Source organism: Rathayibacter rubneri (assembly GCF_023743255.1).
GTDB classification, from domain to species: Bacteria; Actinomycetota; Actinomycetes; order Actinomycetales; family Microbacteriaceae; genus Rathayibacter; species Rathayibacter rubneri.
In genome coordinates, this window is record NZ_JAMRYM010000083.1 from 1 (window position 1) to 16179 (window position 16179).

Consider the following 16179-nt stretch of genomic DNA (forward strand, 5'->3'; position numbering starts at 1 on the left):
CCCCGATGCCGAAGTCCCCGGGATCCCCGTTGCCGGAACCCCTGCTGCCGCGTCGCGCGCCGCGACCGCCCGCACCCCCTTCGCCGCCGTCGGAGCCGTGAGCGCGATCCTCCGCACCGAGGGCGCCATCTACGGCACGGTCCTCGCGATCACGCTGATCGCGGTCGGCTGGGACGACGACACCGACCTCGAGGTGCTGCTGTTCCTCCTGGGCTCGGTGAGCGTCTTCTGGCTCGCGCACCTGTACGCAGGCACGCTCGCCCGGCTGCCCGAGGCGGAGCCGGGCCCGCGCACGATCCTCGACGCGGCGCTCGCGACGGCGCGGCACTCCATCGGGATGCTCGTGGCCATGGTCGTGCCCGCGGCGCTGCTCTCGCTCGCTCCGCTCGGACTCGTCGAGGAGTGGACCGCGTACTACCTGGCGCTGGGCTCCGGAGTCGCGATCCTGGCCCTGCTGGGCTACCTCACGTCGGCCCGGCGCGGGAGCCCGCCCGGCCGCCGCGTGCTGAGCACCCTCTGCACGATGCTGCTCGGCCTCGTCGTGGTCTGGCTGAGCACGCTGGTGCACTGAGCACGCTGGTGCACTGAGTCCACCCACTGACAGGCTGGGGGCATGACCTCCCACTCCCCTCTCCTGCGCCCGTTCGGCCCGTCCGGCGCCTCCGTCACCCGGCTCACGCTCGGCACGTCCTGGAACCCCGAGCGCGTGCGGGACCTCGAGACGGTGCCGGCCCTGGAGCGGGTGCTCGACTCCTCCGCCGATCGCGCCGTGTCGGTGATCGACACCTCGAACGAGTACGCGCAGGGGCACAGCGAGCGGCTGATCGGCGAGGCGCTGCGCGCCCGCGGCGGCGTCCCGGACGGCATCACCGTCGTGACGAAGCTCGACCGCGATCCGGAGACGGGCAGCTACTCGGGCGAGCGGATGCGGCGCAGCCTCGACGAGAGCCGCGAGCGCCTGGGCATGGACGTCCTCCCCCTGCTCTACCTGCACGACCCCGAGCGGATCTCGTACGAGGAGGCGTTCGCCGAGGACGGCCCGGTGCGCGCCCTCGTCGCGATGAAGGAGGCGGGCGTCGCGCTCTCGATCGGCATCTCGGGCGGACCCGCGCCGATGCTGCAGCACTACGTCGAGACGGGGCTCTTCGACGCGGTGATCACGCACAACCGCTGCACGCTCGTCGACCGCTCCTCGGACGAGCTCATCGACGTCTCGGTCGACCGGGGCGTCGTCGTGGTCAACGCGGCGGTCTACGGAGGAGGGGCGCTCGCACGCTGGCCCCGGCCGGTCGAGACGTACGCCTACCGCCCGGCTCCCCCCGAGATCGTGCAGGCGGTCACCGAGATGGGCGAGGCGTGCGACCGTGCCGGGGTGCCGCTCCGCGCCGCCGCCCTGCAGTTCTCGACCCGCGACGAGCGGATCACCACCACCGTCGTCGGTGCCACGACCGCCGAGCACCTAGATCAGTTCGTGGCCGACGACGCGCTCGAGATCCCGGACTCGCTGTTCGAGGAGCTCGCGGCGCTCACCCCGCCGAGCACCGTCTGGCAGGAGGCGCCCGGCTCGACCTGGCCGAGCTGACCTCTCGCGCCGCCGGGCACGACGGTCCGGGCATAACCGGCGGCCGGGAGCGGTTGTCCCCTGGATGACCACCGCTCCCGCTCTCCTCCAGCCCCTCCCCCTCCGCAGCCGCCCCCCCCGCAACCGCCTCTGGGCGGCTCCGATGTGCCAGTACTCCGTCGAGGCGCGCGACGGGGCGCCCACCACCTGGCACCTCGTCCACCTCGGCTCGATCGCCCGCGGCGGCGTGGGCGTGGTGATCGCGGAGGCGACGGGGGTCGTGCCGGAGGGTCGGATCAGCCCCTGGGACACCGGCCTCTGGAACGACGAGCAGCGCGACGCCTGGGCGCCGATCATCGACTTCGTGCACGAGCAGGGCGCCCTCGCCGGCGTGCAGCTCGCGCACGCCGGGCGCAAGGCGTCGACGTACCGCGAGTGGAGCGGGCGCGGGACGGTGCCGGCGGAGGAGGGCGGCTGGGACACGGTCGCCCCGTCGGCCGTCGCCTTCGAGGGCTACGCCGCCCCGCGCGCCCTCGCGGCGGACGAGCTGCCCGGCCTCGTGCGGGCGTTCCGCGACTCCGCCCGCCGCGCCGTCGAGGCCGGCTTCGACGTGATCGAGATCCACGCGGCCCACGGTTACCTGCTGCACCAGTTCCTGTCGCCGCTGTCGAACCGGCGCGAGGACGCGTACGGCGGCTCCCTCGAGAACCGCGCGCGGCTCCTGCTCGAGGTCGTGCGCGACGTGCGCGCCGAGATCGGCGAGCTGCCGCTGCTGGTCCGCTTCTCGGCGACCGACTGGGCGGAGGGCGGCTGGGACCTCGACGAGACGGTGGCCGTCGCCGGCTGGGCGCGGGAGGCGGGCGCCGACCTCTTCGACGTCTCCACCGGCGGCCTGGTCCGCGGGACGGACATCCCGGTCGCCCCGCTCTACCAGGTGCCGTTCGCGGCCGCGGTGCGCCGGGCGACCGGGGCGCCGGTGGGAGCGGTGGGCCTGATCACGACGTCCGAGCAGGCGGAGGGGGTGCTCGCCGCGGGCGAGGCCGATGTCGTGCTGCTCGCGCGGGAACTGCTGCGCGACCCGCACGCCGCCTCGCGCATGGCGCAGGAGCTGGGCGCCGACCTGGACGCCGTCGTGCCGCCGCAGTACGCGCGCGCCTGGCGCTGAGCGCTCAGTGGGCCCCGGCGCCCCGACCGCGGAAACGCGAGATGCCACTCGCGGACGCCGTCAGGCGCGTGCACGAGTGGCATCTCGCGGGGATGGACCCGAGCCTCAGGACCCGAGCCTCAGGACTCGTCGTCGGCGGGGGCGTCCTCTTCGGGATTGAAGTGGGAGTCGCCGGTCACTCCGACGGCCAGGCCGCTCTCGGAGTCGGGGATGGTGCCGTCGTCGCCGAGGCCGCCGTCCTTCTTCTCACCCTCGGAGTCGTTCAGGGAGCCGGTGGTGTCGGACATCGGAGCCTCAGGCCTCGACGTCGCCGCGCCAGGCGCCGTCCGGGGTGCCCTTGGACTCGATGTACTCCTTGAAGTTCTTCAGGTCCTTCTTGACGGCGTGGCTGCCGGCGCCGACGAGCGAGCCGATCGACTCGAGGAAGCCCTTGGGCTCCCAGTCGAGCTGCACGGTGACGCGGGTCTCGGAGTCCGAGAGCTTGTGGAAGGTGACGACACCGGCGTGGTCGGTCTCGCCTCCGGTGCTGTTCCACGCGACGCGCTCGTCGGGGTGCTGCTCGGTGATGTTGGCCTCGAACTCGCGCTCGACCGGTCCGACCTTCACCTTCCAGACGGTGAGGACGTCGGTGACCTGCTGGATCGACTCGACCTCGTCGAGGAACTTCGGGAACTCCTCGAACTGGGTCCACTGGTTGTAGGCGACGGACACGGGGACGTTGACGTCGACGGTCTCGATGATCTGCGGCACGGTGGTGCTCCTTGCTCTGTCACTCGGTGTGCGGCGGTCCGCTCTTGCGGCCGTCTTCCTCGACGTTAAGCGCGAGCCGCCTGGGAGCGCACCGGGTTGCGAGATGCCCCGAACGTGATAGAAACCCGTTCGGGACCCCGCTCCCAGCTTCAGACCAGCAGCTCGAGCTCCGTCGCCAGCGGGACGTCCTCGAGCGAGGTGCCGACGCGGATCGTGAAGGCTCCGGCCTCGTAGTCCCAGCCGTCGTTCCACGTCGCGAGCAGTCGCGTGGGCACGGTCACGGCGATCTGCGCGGCGGCTCCCGCCTCGATGCTCGCGCTCTCGAAGCCGACCAGCCAGCGCACCGGGCGATCGACGGCGGAGTCGCGGCGCTCGGCGTACGCCTGCAGCACCACCTTGCCCGCGCGGTCGCCGGTGTTGACGACGTCGACCAGCAGCACCGCGTCCTCGCCGGCCCGGACGGGCTCGACGGGGGCCAGCGACACGAGGTCGAACGACGTGTAGCCGAGCCCGTGGCCGAAGCCGTAGGCCGGCTCGACCTCGCTCCGCAGCCACGCGCGGTAGCCGATGTGGATGCCCTCGTCGTAGTGCAGCTCGCCGTCGGTGGGCAGCGTCGAGAGCACGGGGACGTCCTCGATCGCGGCCGGCCACGTCGTGGGGAGGCGGCCGCCCGGCTCGACGGCGCCGAGCAGGACGTCGGCGACCGCGTCGCCCATCTCCTGCCCGCCGAAGTAGCCGACGAGCACGGCGGCGACCTCGTCGCGCCAGGGCAGCAGCACCGGGGATCCGGAGTTGACGACCACGACGGTGCGCGGGTTCGCCGCGGCGACGGCGCGCACCAGGGCGTCCTGCTGCCCGGGGAGGTCGAGCGAGCTGCGGTCGTAGCCCTCCGACTCGACGGCGGAGTTGGTGCCGACGACCACGAGCGCGACGTCGGCGTCGCGGGCGAGCGCCACCGCCTCCTCGATGAGCTGCTCGGCCGGCGTGTCCTCGGGCTCGATGCCGTAGGTGAAGCCGAGGGCTCCCTCGAGCTCGCCGTCGGTGTGCTCGATGTCGTACTCGATGCGGATGTCGACGGGCGTGCCGGCGGTGACCTGCAGCGGGCCCGAGACCGACGGCGGCGCCAGGAGCGCGGCTCCGAGATCGGCGCCGACCGGGGCGAGGGTCTCCTCGAGGAACAGGTCCCCGTCGACGAAGATGCGCGCGGTGCCCACGACCGCGAAGCCCAGGCGCACGGTCGCGTCGGCCTCGGGGGTCAGCACCGTGGAGAACTCGACGCGAGCGGACGCGGCGATCGGCGCGGTGCCGCCGAACCAGACGAGCGCGGTGGCGCGGCGGTCCTCGACGAACAGCTCGGTGCCCTCCGCGTCGAGGAAGCGCACCCGCTGGCCGGGCTCCCCCGTGACCGGGTTCGTGATGGTCTCGAGCGCGAGCGGCGCGACTCCGTCCTGCACGATCGCGCCGAGGGCGTAGTCGACGCGCGCGCCGGGCAGCGCCGCGCGGATCCCGTCGAGCGGAGTCACGACCTTCTCGGGCAGGACCGTCGCCGATCCGCCGCCCTGGGTGCGGGCGTCGCGGGCGTTGTGGCCGATGACGGCGACGGAGGAGAGGGCGGAGGCGTCCCAGGGCAGCTCGCCGGTGTTGCGCAGCAGCACGCTGCCCGCGGCGGCGGCCTCGCGGGCGAAGGCGCGGCCGTCCTCGACGAGGACCGGCTCGGAGACGGCGGGCGCGAAGCCCTCGAGCGCTCCGACGCGGGCGGCCAGGCGGAGGATCCGGCGCACCTTGCGGTCGATCACCGACTCCTCGATCGAGCCGTCGCGGACGGCGGCGACGAGCGCGGCGCCCCACGGGCCGTCCGGGCCGGGCATCACGAGGTCCTGCGCCGCGCGGGCGCTCTCGACCGAGCGCACCGCGGTCCAGTCGCTGATGACCACTCCGTCGAAGCCCCACTCGCTGTTCAGCGGGGTCTCGAGGAGGTCGTTCTCGGTCGCGGTCGTGCCGTTGATCGAGTTGTAGGAGCTCATCACGAGCCAGGCGCGCGTCTCGACGATCGCGCGCTCGAAGGCCAGGAGGTAGAGCTCGCGCAGCGCGCGGTCGCCCACGCGCACGTCGACGGTGAAGCGGTCGGTCTCGGAGTCGTTGGCGATGTAGTGCTTCGGAGTCGCTCCGACGCCGTTCTCCTGCACGCCGCTCACATAGGCCGCGGCCAGGTCGGCGGTGAGCACCGGGTCCTCGCTGAAGCCCTCGAAGTGGCGGCCGCCCAGCGGCGAGCGGTGCAGGTTGATGGTCGGGCCGAGCACGACGTCGACGTCCTTGCGGCGCGCCTCGACCGCGGCGGCGGCTCCGTAGCGCTTCGCGATCGACCGGTCCCAGGAGGAGGACAGCGCGGTCGCCGAGGGCAGGTTGAGCGAGGGCGAGCGCTCGTCCCACACCTCGCCGCGGACGCCCGACGGGCCGTCCGAGACGAGCATGCGGCGCAGCCCGATCCGCTCGATCGGCCAGGTGGTCCAGAAGTCGCGGCCGGTGAGCAGCTGCACCTTCTCCTCGAGGTCGAGGCGGCCGATCAGCTCGGTGAGGCGGGCATCGGCGTCGGGGCCCTCCGCGGAGAGGAGGGAGGCGGTGGTGGTGTCGGTCACAGGAGTCTCTCTTCGTCGAACGGGCTCGGCGACGGCGTCGTCACTCGAAACCTAGCATTGGTTGGTTTTGAAGTGCCCGAGCCGCGCGGTCGGCAGCACTCAGGACTGTGCTGGCAGGAGGGCCCCGGGCGTGCTGTCGGCAGCCCTCAGCGCTGCGCCGTCAGCAGAGCACGGCGCTGCTCGCGCCGCTCCTCCTGCCGCACCGGGTCGGCCACGGGCGCCGCGAGGAACAGGCGCTGCGTGTAGAGATGCGCGGGGCGCGCGGTGACCTGGTCGCCGTCGCCCCACTCCACGATCTCGCCGTGGTACATCACGGCGACGCGGTGCGAGAGGTGCCGCACGACGGCCAGGTCGTGCGAGACGAAGAGGTACGCGACTCCGGTGCGCTCCTGGATCTCGGTGAAGAGATCGAGGACACGGGCCTGAGTGGAGAGGTCCAGCGCCGAGACGGGCTCGTCGCAGACGATGAGCCGCGGCTCGAGGGCGAGCGCCCGGGCGATCGCGATCCGCTGCCGCTGCCCGCCCGAGAACTCGCGCGGGAGCCGATCGGCGGCCGACTGCGGGAGCCCGACCTGATCGAGCAGCTCGCGCACCCGCTTCGACGCGACCTTCGCGTCGACCTTGCGCACCGTCAGCGGCTCGACCAGGATCTGCTCGATCGTCAGCGACGGGTTGAGCGAGGTGTACGGATCCTGGAACACGACCTGGATCTCGGACGAGAGCGCACGGCGCTGCCGGCGGTCCAGGTGCGCGATGTCGCGGCCGTTGTAGAGGATCTCGCCGCCGGTCACCGGGGCGAGCCCGAGCACCGCGCGGCCGAGGGTCGTCTTGCCCGAGCCGGACTCGCCGACCAGTCCCACGGTCTCGCCGGGGCGGATGTCGAGCGAGACGCCCTTCAGCGCCCGGAACGGCTGGGCGCGGAAGCCCTTGCCGGGGTACTCGACGACGACGTCCTTGACGTCCAGGAGCAGATCGCTCATCGCCCGTCCTCCTTCGGTGATGCTGCGGCGGCGGTGGCTGCGGTGGTGGTGGCTGCGGCGGTGACGGCTGCGGTGGTGACGAGCGGTCCGCGGGCGGGCCCCTCCTCGAGGATCGCGTCGAACAGGGCGCGGGTGTACGGGTGGCGGGGGTCGGCGAAGATCGAGCGGACGGGCCCGGTCTCCACGATCCGGCCGTCGCGCATGACCGAGACGCGGTCGCACAGGTCGGCGACGACGCCGAAGTTGTGCGTGACGAGGATCATGCCCATGTCGAGCTCGGACTGCAGCTCGCGGAGCAGGTCGAGCACCTCGGCCTGCACCGTCACGTCGAGCGCGGTGGTGGGCTCGTCGGCGATCAGCAGGTCGGGGTCGCACGAGACGGCGCCGGCGATGAGCACGCGCTGCGCCATGCCGCCCGAGACCTCGTGCGGGTAGGCGTCGAACGTGCGCTTCGGGTCCGGGATGCCGACGCGGGCGAGCAGCGCGAGCGCCCGCTCCGTGGCCGCCGCCTTCGAGAGGCCGAGGCAGAGCCGGATCGGCTGCACGAGCTGCGTGCCGATCGTGAAGGACGGGTCGAGGTTCGACATCGGCTCCTGCGGGATGTACGCGATGCGCTTGCCGCGCAGCTTCGTCATCTCCTTCTCGGAGAGGTGAGCGAGGTCGGATCCGTCGAAGACGATCGAGCCGCCCGTGATGCGGCCGCCCTCGGGCAGCAGGCGCAGCACCGACCAGGCGGTCTGCGTCTTGCCCGAGCCGGACTCGCCGATCAGGCCGTGGATCTCGCCGCGGCGCACCGACAGTGAGACGTCGTGCACGACCGTCTTCACGGATCCGTCGCCCTGGCCGTAGCCGACCGACAGGTTCGTGACGCGGAGGACCTCCTCGGCACGGACCGATCCCGCGGGCTCCTCGTGGACGACGGTCTGCGGCGTCGCCGCGTCCTCCTCGAGCATCGTGCGGATGCCGATGGTCGACAGGGTCGTCGGCACGGTCGCGGCCGTCGAGGCGGCCTTGCGCTTCTTCGAGCGGGTGCCGCCGGAGGCGCTGCGCTCGAGCTCGTCGCGCATCGCGTTGCCCAGCAGGGTCAGCGCGATCGAGGTGAGGGCGATCGCGAGGCTCGGCCAGAGCATCAGCACGGGGGCGTTGAAGATGTTCGAGAAGCCGTCGTTGAGCATCGATCCCCAGGTCGGGATCGAGAGGTCGCCCAGACCGAGGAACTCGAGCCCGGCCTGGATCGCGATGGCGATGCCGGCGATGAGCGCCGCCTGGATGATGACGGGCGCGCGGACCACCGTGAGGATGTGCCGGGCGATGATCCGGCCGTTCGAGAGGCCGGAGACGCGGGCAGCGTCGACGAACAGCTCGCCGCGCACCGCGGTGACGGAGGCGTAGACCAGCCGGTGGAACGCGGGCGACATCAGGACTCCGAAGATCGCCATCGACAGCCACATCGACGGGCCGATGACCGCGCGGGCCGCCAGCAGCACGACGAAGCCGGGCAGCGCCATGATCAGTCCGGAGGTCCAGGCCGACACGGAGTCGAACCAGCCGCCGAAGTAGCCCGCCAGCAGACCGCTCGTGACGCCGATGACGAGCGCGACGAGCAGGGCCACCGCGGCGCCCGCGAGGCTGAACTGCGTGCCGAACAGCAGCCGCGAGAGCACGTCGCGACCGGCGCTGTCGGCTCCGAGCGGGTTCGCGCCGCCGGGAGCGGCGAGCACGTCCTGCAGCGAGGCGCGGTTGGGGTCGGCCGGGGCGAGCAGCGGAGCGAGCAGCGCCGAGAGCACCACGAGGGCCAGGAACACCAGCGACGCGAGGCCGACCGGGTTCTTCAGGAGGCGGCGGAAGAGGTGCGAGCGCGCGGCGCGCTCCTCCACGCCGACGGTGAGGGCGGGATCGGGCAGCGGGGCGGTCGCGGTCATGAGAGGCGCACCTTCGGGTTGAGCCAGCCCTGGGCCAGGTCGATGAGCAGGTTGACGATGACGACGATGATCGCGGTGACGAGCACGAGGCCCATCACGAGCGGGATGTCGCCCTGGGTGGTCGCGGTGACCGCGACCTGGCCGAGACCCGGGATCGCGAAGATCTGCTCCACGATCACCGCGCCGCCGAGGAGGCCGATGAACTGCACGGCCAGGACCGCCAGCGCCGGACCGCCGGCGTTGCGCAGCACGTGCTGGAACACGACGCGGGAGGCGGGGATGCCTCGGGAGCGGAGCGTGCGGACGTAGTCCTGCCGGAGGGCGTCGATGACCGAGCCGCGCACCTGCTGGGCGACGCCGGCGATGCCTCCGATCGCGAGGGCGAGGATCGGGAGGGTCACCGTGGCGATCCAGCCCGACGGCGAGTCGGTGAAGTTCACGTACCCGGTGGGCTTGAACCAGCGCAGGTTGATGGCGAACACGGTCACCAGGCCCAGGGCGATGAGGAAGCCGGGGATCGCGAAGCCGAGGATCGAGACGAGCTGCACGAGCTTGTCGGCCCAGCCGCGGCGGACCGCGGCCCACACCCCGAGCACCACGGCGACGACCGCGGAGATCAGGGTGGCGCCGATGACGAGCGAGAGCGTGACCGTCAGGCGGGTGGAGATGGCCGCGGTGACGGGCTGGCCGGTGAACCACGAGTTGCCGAGGTTCCCGGTGACGGCCTGGCCGAGCCAGGACGCGTACTGCAGCCAGATGGGCTGATCGAGGCCGAGCTGCGCGGCCCGCTGGGCCACCGCCTCCGGGGTCGCGTTCTGTCCGAGGATGCGGCGGGCGATGTCGCCGCCGCCGAGGTAGAGGAGGGCGTACGCGACGATCGAGATCAGCACCACGAGGATGATCCCCGAGATGACGCGTCGCAGGATGAACCTGGTCATCAGTGGTCCTTCCGGTCGGAGACCGACGGAGCGGGAAGAAGGAGAGGGGGCGGGCCGGCCTCGACGGAGACCGGCCCGCGGCGGCGATCAGGCCGGGGTGATGTTCCAGAGGTACGGGTAGGCGTTGCCCGTCTGGGTCTCGACCTTCGTGTTCGCGTCGGTGACGAAGCTCGACTGCTGGCGGTACCAGGGGGCGAACCAGGCGTTCTCGACCGTGTAGGCGTTGACGGCCTTCACCGCGTCGGCGTAGCCGGCCTCGTCGGCGGTGCGCACGGCCTCGACGAGCGCCTGCAGCTCCGGGTCCTCGTTCTTGAAGGGGTTGAAGATCGCGTTCGGGGTGAGCTCGAAGTTGAGCAGCGCCCAGTCGGGGTCCTGCTGCAGCGTCAGCCAGGTGGCGGGGTACTTCGGCGCCAGCACGTCGGCGATGAAGTTGTTGCCCACGTCGGTGTAGTTCACGGTGATGCCGACCTCGGACAGCTGCTGCTGGATGAGGGTGAAGGTCGCGGAGCCGACGAGCGAGGAGGAGGGCATCTCGAGGGTGAAGCCGTCGGGGTAGCCGGCCTCGGCGAGCAGGTCCTTAGCCTTCTCGGGGTCGTACGGGTAGGCGTCGTCGAGCGACTCGTCGTAGCCCTCGGAGGAGGTCGGGAAGATCTGGGTGGTCGGCGTGCCGTAGCCCTGGCCGATCGCCTTGAGCAGCGCCTCCTTGTCGAAGGCGTGGTTGATGGCCTGGCGGACGCGGACGTCGCCGAGGGCGGGGGCGAGGGTGCCGTCGCGGTCCAGGAGGAGGAGGCCGGTCCAGTTGAGCTCGAACGCGTTGACGGTGAAGCCGGACGCCTCGATCTCCTTCAGGTCGTTGTTGTCGACGGTGTTCGCCGCGTTCACCTGGCCGCCCTTGATGGCGTTCACCAGAGCGGTGGAGTCGCTGTAGACGTTGATGACGAGGTCGTCGTAGTGGACGGACTCCTCGTCCCAGTAGTCCTCGCGGGCCGTGAAGGCGTAGGAGGTGCCGATGACGGTCTTGGACGCGTCGAGCTCGTAGGGGCCGGAGCCGACCGGGGTGGTCTGGATGTCGGCCGAGTCGAACGCGGAGGGCGCCTCGACGAGGCCGGCGTTCTGCGTCAGGTAGAAGAGGAACGTGGGGTTCGCCTGCTTCAGCGTGACGGTGACGGTGGAGGCGTCGGTCGCGACGGCGTCGGCGAGGTCGGCCATCTTGTTGGTGTCGGGGGAGTTGCCGTCGCGGAAGCGGATCAGGTTCGCGGCGACCGCCTCGGCGTCCAGCGGCGTGCCGTCGCTGAACGTGACTCCGTCGCGGATCGTCAGCGTGAGGACCGTGTTGTCCTCGTTCCAGGTCCACTCGGTGGCGAGCCCCTCGACGATCGTGCCGTCGGGGTCAGCGCGCAGCACCGTGTCGTACACGGCCTGCATGTAGGGCGACTCGTTCGCCCAGTAGGAGTCCGCCGCGGCGAACGTCGACAGGGTCTGGATGGCGCCGAGGGTGAGCGTGTCGCCCGAGCCACCGGAGGAGCCTCCTCCTGCATCGGCAGCGCAGCTGGTCAGACCGACCATCGTCGTGACGGCGATCGCAGCGGCCGCCAGCCTCTTCCATCGGAACATCTTTGGTCTCCCGGTTCTCCCGGCACGTCCATGAGCCGGTGCCGAGGAAGCTAACACGAAAAACAGACGACCCCTAGGTTTTGGTGGAAAAAACTTCTCGGCGTTAGGTTTTCGTGATCTCGTCGGCGCGACAAGCGATCCGACCACCGGCGGATCCGCGTCGTCTCGGCCCCGGTGCGAAAATCTTGTCGAGCGAGGTTTTTGACGCGGAAACCTCGACGGGCTAGGTTTCTCACACCGGGGGCCGTGGTCGACGCTCCCCGCCGACCGGCGTCCAGCACCGCACCTCTCGCTCCCGCCCTCGCTCTCGCCCCTCGCCCTCACCCCTCGCAACGACGCGCCAGGAGGAACCCCATGGCACTCCCCACCTCGCCACCGCGCCGACCGCGCGGGCAGTACGCGAAGACCGCCGCGCGCCGGGCCGAGATCGTCGCCGCGGGTCTGGAGGTCTTCTCCGCGAGCGGCTACCACGCCGCGTCCCTCCGCGAGATCGCCGAGAAGGTCGGTCTCAGCCAGGCCGGCGTGCTGCACCACTTCGCCAACAAGTGGGAGCTGCTCTCGGCGGTCCTCACCCTCCGCGACGACCACTCGATCACCCGGGTGCCCAGCGGCGGATCGGTGCCCGGCATCCAGACCGTCCGCGCGCTCGTCGACCTCGTCGCCTACAACACCCGCATCCCCGGGCTCGTCGAGCTGCAGTGCGTCCTCTCGGCCGAGGCGACGCACGCCGACCACCCCGCGCACGAGTACTTCGCGAAGCGCTACCGCTTCGTCATCGACCTGTTCACCGACGCGTTCGGCGACATGCTCACCCGGGGCCAGCTCGCGCCGGGAGTGGACCCCCGCAGCGCCGCGATCCGCGTCGTCGCGACCATGGACGGACTCCAGGTGCAGTGGCTGCTGCAGCGCGACTCCCTCGACATGCAGGCCGAGTTCCGCCGGACCGTGCAGACGCTGATCACCGTGGAGGTGTGAGATGGCCTTCACCCGCGACTCGACTCTGGCGAGCGTCCTGGACACCCCGGAGGCCGCCGCTCTCGTCCGCCGCCACGCGCCCGGCGTCGTGAACTCGCCGCTGCTCGTGCAGCTGCGCTCGGCTCCGCTGGGCCTGGTGGTGGGGCTGGATCCGCTGCTCGGCGGCGACGAGGTGCGCGCCGAGGCCTTCTGGTCGGCTCTCGCCGAGGTCGACGACTCCGCGCTCGCACCGCCCCGACCCGAGCGCGTGATCGCGGCGCCCCGCGACGACTACGAACCGGAGTCGACCCCGCGCGGATCCGCCGCGCTGCGACCGCCCGCGGCCGGGTCGGTGCACGCGCCCTGCGAGATCGTCGTCGACGGCCCGTCGCACGGGAACCCGTTCGTCGACGTCGAGTTCTCGGTCGAGTTCCGGGTCGGCGACGGAGCCTCGGTCGTCCGGGTCGGCGGCTTCTACGACGGCGACGGCGTGTACCGCGCCCGCTTCCTCCCGGGCGCCGCGGGCACGTGGTCCTTCCGCACCTCCTCCACCGCCCGCTCGCTCGACGGTCTGGTCGGCGCCGTCGAGGTGGGGCCGGCGCTGCCGGACGCGCACGGGCCCGTCCGCGTCGCCGACGCCTTCCACTTCGCGCACGCGGACGGCGTCCGCCACGTCCCGCTCGGCACGACCGCCTACGCCTGGACCCACCAGAGCGCCGAGCTCGAGGAGGCGACCCTCGCGACGCTCGCCGACGGCCCCTTCACCAAGGTGCGGATGTGCGTGTTCCCGAAGGCGTACCTGTACAACACGAACGAGCCCGAGCGGTACCCGTTCGAGCGCGACGCCGACGGCGGGTGGGACGTCGAGCGGCCCGAGCCGGAGTTCTTCCGCCACCTCGAGGAGCGCGTCGCCGACCTCGACGGGCTGGGGATCCAGGCCGACGTGATCCTCTTCCACGCCTACGACCGCTGGGGCTTCTCGGACCTCGGACGCGCGGCCGACGACCTCGTCACGCGGTACGTGGTGCGCCGGCTCGCGGCCCTGCCGAACGTCTGGTGGTCGCTCGCGAACGAGTACGACCTGCTGTGGTCCAAGAGCGTCGAGGACTGGGAGCGGCTCGCGGCGATCGTGGTCGACGAGGACCCCGTGGGTCACCTGCTCTCGATCCACAACTGCTTCGGCTTCTACGACTACACGCGCCCCTGGATCACCCACGCGAGCGTGCAGCGGATCGACGTGTACCGCACCGCCGAGAACACCGACGCGTGGCGCGAGGAGTGGGGCAAGCCCGTCGTGATCGACGAGTGCGCCTACGAGGGCGACATCGATCAGGGCTGGGGCAACATCACCGGCGAGGAGATGACCCGGCGGTTCTGGGAGGGAGCGGTGCGCGGCGGGTACGTCGGCCACGGCGAGACCTACCTGAACGACCGCGAGGAGCTGTGGTGGTCCAAGGGCGGCGAACTCGTCGGCGACAGTCCCGAGCGGATCGCGTTCCTCCGCCGCATCACCGCCGAGATGCCCGACGGCCGCATCGACCCGATGGCGTCCGAGTGGGACGCGCCGTGGGGCGCCTCCGGAGGGGTGCAGCTCGTCTACTTCGGCTTCAACCGGCCGCGGTTCCGCACGATCGTGCGCGATCCCGCCGACCGCTGGATCGTCGATGTGATCGACACCTGGCGCATGACGGTGGACCGCGTGCCGGGGGTCTTCTCCGGGTCCTTCCGCGTGGAGCTGCCGGGCCGGCAGTACGTGGCGATCCGATTGACGAAGGTCGCGGGGGTCGCCGAGGTCGCTGACATCGCCGATGCCCCCGCTTCCGTTCCGGGGGTCCCCGCATGAGCGCCCGCGTCCGCGTCGTCTCGGACAACGACTACTCCGGTGATCCCGACGGACTGGTGCAGCTCGCGCAGCACGCGCTCTCGCCCTCGGTCGAGCTCGCGCTCGTGATCGGCTCTCACCTGCGGCCGGGCGACCCGTTCGACCCCTCCGATCGCACCTCCGAGAACGCGGCCGATGCGGCGCGCCGGGTGCTCGAGCTGTGCGGCCGCTCCGACGTGCCGGTGATCGCGGGATCGCCCGTCGCGCTCGCGGCGGACCCGACGCCCTCCCCCGCCGCACGCGCCCTGGTGGCCGAGGCGCTGCGGGACGACCCGCGCCCGCTGTACGTCTGCGCCGGGGCGGGGCTCACCGAGATCGCCGCCGCGCTGCGCCTCGAGCCGGCGATCGCCGCGCGGATGACCCTCGTCTGGATCGGCGGACCCGAGCACCCGGGCCTCGCCTCCCCGCCGCCCGGCGCGATGCCGATCGAGTACAACCTCCTGATCGACGTGCCCGCCGCCGCCGAGGTGCTGGCCTCGGCCGTGCCCGTGCAGCAGTTCCCGCGCGACGCGTACCGCACCGTGCTCGCCTCCGTCGCCGAGCTGCAGGTGCGGATGGGCGGCGCCGGCGAGCTGGGCCGGCACCTGTTCGACGCGCTCGACTCCGTGGCCCGCATGGCCGAGCGGCACGGCATGAGCCTGGGCGAGACCTACGCGCTCGGCGACAGCCCGCTCGTGCTCGCCACCGCTCTGCTGTCGGCGTTCGAGCCGGACACGTCGTCGAGCCGGAGCGTCCTCGTGGCGCGGCCGGGCATCGACGCCGACGGGCAGTACTGCGCGGGCGACGGCGGGCCGGACCTGCGCGTGTTCACGCAGGTGGACACGCGGCTGCTGCTCGAGGACCTGTACGCGAAGCTGGCACTGCGCGCCCTCACCCGCTGAGGCCGGGGGCGCGCAGCGTCCTCGGCACCAGGCCCTCGTCGGCGAGCAGCCGCGCCGCCGCGAGCGTCGTGAGGTCGTGGCCGTGCCGTCCGATCAGCTGCGCCGCGATCGGCAGTCCGGAGTCGCGGCCGAGAGCGATCGGGACGACCGTCGACGGTCCGCCGGCGAGGTTCGCCAGGCAGCTCCAGCGCCCGATCCGGCGGGTGGATCCGGCCTCGAGCGGCGCGAGCGGCGCCGCGGAGGGCACCGTCGGGGCGAGGACCACGTCGACGCCGTCGAGCTGCCGCTCCCAGCGCTCGCGGAGTCGCAGCTGGGCGTCCCAGTCGGCCCACGCCTGCGCGACGGCGGCGCCCGCCGTGGGGTCGCCGACCGTGTCGAGGGCGCGCTCGCGCTCGGGACCCGTGCCGCTCTCGAGCAGCACTCCGAAGGCGGTCTCGTGCTGCACCAGGCGGTCGAAGAGCTGCTCCGCCTCCTCCGCGGCGAGGACCGAGCCCGTGATCGGGACGAGAGTCGCCCCCGCTCCGCTCAGCCGCCGAGCGAGGTCGTCGAGCGCCGCGGCGGTCTCGTCGTCGACCGGGGCGGACTCCTCCGACAGCCAGAGCCCCACCCGCAGTCCACGGACGTCGCTGAACGACGGCCGCGGCAGGTCGAGTCGCCAGGGCCCGGAGTCGACCGTGCCGGCGAGCACCGCGACGAGCGCGGACAGGTCCTCGGCCGAGCGCGCGAGCGGTCCGGCGACGGAGGCGGTGGGCTCGAGGCGGGTCGCCGTCGGCCAGGGCAGGTGACCGCGCTTGGACACGAGCCCCGCGCTCGGCCGATGCCCGCAGACCCCGTTCCAGGCCGCCGGGATGCGGATCGAGCCGGTCAGATCGCTCCCGAGGTCGCCCCACGAGAGC

Annotated in this window: 14 protein-coding genes; 6 read left to right on the top strand and 8 right to left on the bottom strand. The window is 72.3% G+C overall.

All coding sequences use genetic code 11. From position 1 onward, the window contains the following. The 3 genes from NB037_RS15235 to NB037_RS15245 all read left to right on the top strand — a co-directional run. A partial coding sequence (locus tag NB037_RS15235; protein ID WP_251947124.1) for a hypothetical protein occupies window positions 1-571 on the top strand: 571 nt, incomplete at its 5' end. A 42-nt stretch (window positions 572-613) separates the two neighbouring features. Continuing rightward, a complete protein-coding gene (locus tag NB037_RS15240; protein WP_251947127.1) occupies window positions 614-1582 on the top strand; it encodes an aldo/keto reductase in 969 nt (322 codons plus the stop codon). Between the two features lie 64 nt (window positions 1583-1646). Beyond that, window positions 1647-2726 (top strand): NADH:flavin oxidoreductase/NADH oxidase, encoded by a 1080-nt coding sequence (locus tag NB037_RS15245; protein WP_251947128.1) that lies wholly within the window; start codon window positions 1647-1649, stop codon window positions 2724-2726. 119 nt (window positions 2727-2845) lie between these two features. Here the strand turns inward: NB037_RS15245 and NB037_RS15250 are convergent, their stop codons facing one another. The 7 genes from NB037_RS15250 to NB037_RS15280 form a co-directional block, all read right to left on the bottom strand. Further along, complete coding sequence (locus tag NB037_RS15250; protein ID WP_207407621.1) at window positions 2846-3013, bottom strand: hypothetical protein; 168 nt, start codon at window positions 3011-3013, stop codon at window positions 2846-2848. Window positions 3014-3020: 7 nt separating this feature from the next. Next, entirely contained in the window at window positions 3021-3476 is a 456-nt protein-coding gene (locus NB037_RS15255; RefSeq protein ID WP_055790290.1) for an SRPBCC family protein, read from the bottom strand. A 149-nt stretch (window positions 3477-3625) separates the two neighbouring features. Next, on the bottom strand, window positions 3626-6112 hold the full coding sequence (locus NB037_RS15260; RefSeq protein WP_251947130.1) for a glycoside hydrolase family 3 protein: 2487 nt from the start codon (window positions 6110-6112) through the stop codon (window positions 3626-3628). 146 nt (window positions 6113-6258) lie between these two features. After that, complete coding sequence (locus tag NB037_RS15265; protein ID WP_251947132.1) at window positions 6259-7092, bottom strand: ATP-binding cassette domain-containing protein; 834 nt, start codon at window positions 7090-7092, stop codon at window positions 6259-6261. After that, window positions 7089-9014 carry a dipeptide/oligopeptide/nickel ABC transporter permease/ATP-binding protein gene (locus tag NB037_RS15270; RefSeq protein ID WP_251947134.1) on the bottom strand — a complete coding sequence of 642 codons (1926 nt, stop codon included), beginning with the start codon at window positions 9012-9014 and terminating at the stop codon, window positions 7089-7091. Before NB037_RS15270 ends, NB037_RS15265 begins: the two co-directional genes overlap by 4 nt. Then, window positions 9011-9952 (bottom strand): ABC transporter permease, encoded by a 942-nt coding sequence (locus NB037_RS15275; protein WP_251947136.1) that lies wholly within the window; start codon window positions 9950-9952, stop codon window positions 9011-9013. The genes NB037_RS15270 and NB037_RS15275 overlap by 4 nt, the downstream gene beginning before the upstream one ends. Window positions 9953-10039: 87 nt before the next feature. Then, a complete protein-coding gene (locus NB037_RS15280) occupies window positions 10040-11566 on the bottom strand; it encodes an ABC transporter substrate-binding protein (protein WP_251947138.1) in 1527 nt (508 codons plus the stop codon). Window positions 11567-11920: 354 nt separating this feature from the next. Here NB037_RS15280 and NB037_RS15285 point away from each other — a divergent pair, with 354 nt between their 5' ends. The 3 genes from NB037_RS15285 to NB037_RS15295 are packed head-to-tail and all read left to right on the top strand — an operon-like array spanning window position 11921 to window position 15283. Further along, the gene (locus NB037_RS15285; RefSeq protein ID WP_251947140.1) at window positions 11921-12541 is read left to right on the top strand and encodes a TetR/AcrR family transcriptional regulator; all 621 of its coding nucleotides are present in this window, start codon (window positions 11921-11923) and stop codon (window positions 12539-12541) included. A gap of 1 nt (window position 12542) precedes the next feature. After that, window positions 12543-14363, top strand: coding sequence for a DUF5605 domain-containing protein (locus NB037_RS15290; protein WP_251947141.1), 1821 nt, complete (start codon window positions 12543-12545; stop codon window positions 14361-14363). Next, window positions 14360-15283 carry a nucleoside hydrolase gene (locus NB037_RS15295; RefSeq protein ID WP_251947143.1) on the top strand — a complete coding sequence of 308 codons (924 nt, stop codon included), beginning with the start codon at window positions 14360-14362 and terminating at the stop codon, window positions 15281-15283. Before NB037_RS15290 ends, NB037_RS15295 begins: the two co-directional genes overlap by 4 nt. Here NB037_RS15295 and NB037_RS15300 read toward each other — a convergent pair. Further along, window positions 15273-16179, bottom strand: a 907-nt coding sequence (locus NB037_RS15300; RefSeq protein ID WP_251947145.1) for an amidase family protein, incomplete at its 5' end; no start/stop codon positions are given. The two genes, NB037_RS15295 and NB037_RS15300, sit on opposite strands and share 11 nt — an antisense overlap.

Excerpts from the sequence above, each read along its gene's own strand:
- NB037_RS15295 (WP_251947143.1), top strand. The coding sequence starts at position 14,360 with ATGAGCGCCCGCGTCCGCGTCGTCTCGGACAACGACTACTCCGGTGAT.
- NB037_RS15265 (WP_251947132.1), bottom strand. The coding sequence starts at position 7,092 with ATGAGCGATCTGCTCCTGGACGTCAAGGACGTCGTCGTCGAGTACCCC.
- NB037_RS15245 (WP_251947128.1), top strand. The coding sequence starts at position 1,647 with ATGACCACCGCTCCCGCTCTCCTCCAGCCCCTCCCCCTCCGCAGCCGC.
- NB037_RS15290 (WP_251947141.1), top strand. The coding sequence starts at position 12,543 with ATGGCCTTCACCCGCGACTCGACTCTGGCGAGCGTCCTGGACACCCCG.
- NB037_RS15275 (WP_251947136.1), bottom strand. The coding sequence starts at position 9,952 with ATGACCAGGTTCATCCTGCGACGCGTCATCTCGGGGATCATCCTCGTG.
- NB037_RS15270 (WP_251947134.1), bottom strand. The coding sequence starts at position 9,014 with ATGACCGCGACCGCCCCGCTGCCCGATCCCGCCCTCACCGTCGGCGTG.
- NB037_RS15250 (WP_207407621.1), bottom strand. The coding sequence starts at position 3,013 with ATGTCCGACACCACCGGCTCCCTGAACGACTCCGAGGGTGAGAAGAAG.
- NB037_RS15285 (WP_251947140.1), top strand. The coding sequence starts at position 11,921 with ATGGCACTCCCCACCTCGCCACCGCGCCGACCGCGCGGGCAGTACGCG.
- NB037_RS15240 (WP_251947127.1), top strand. The coding sequence starts at position 614 with ATGACCTCCCACTCCCCTCTCCTGCGCCCGTTCGGCCCGTCCGGCGCC.
- NB037_RS15280 (WP_251947138.1), bottom strand. The coding sequence starts at position 11,566 with ATGTTCCGATGGAAGAGGCTGGCGGCCGCTGCGATCGCCGTCACGACG.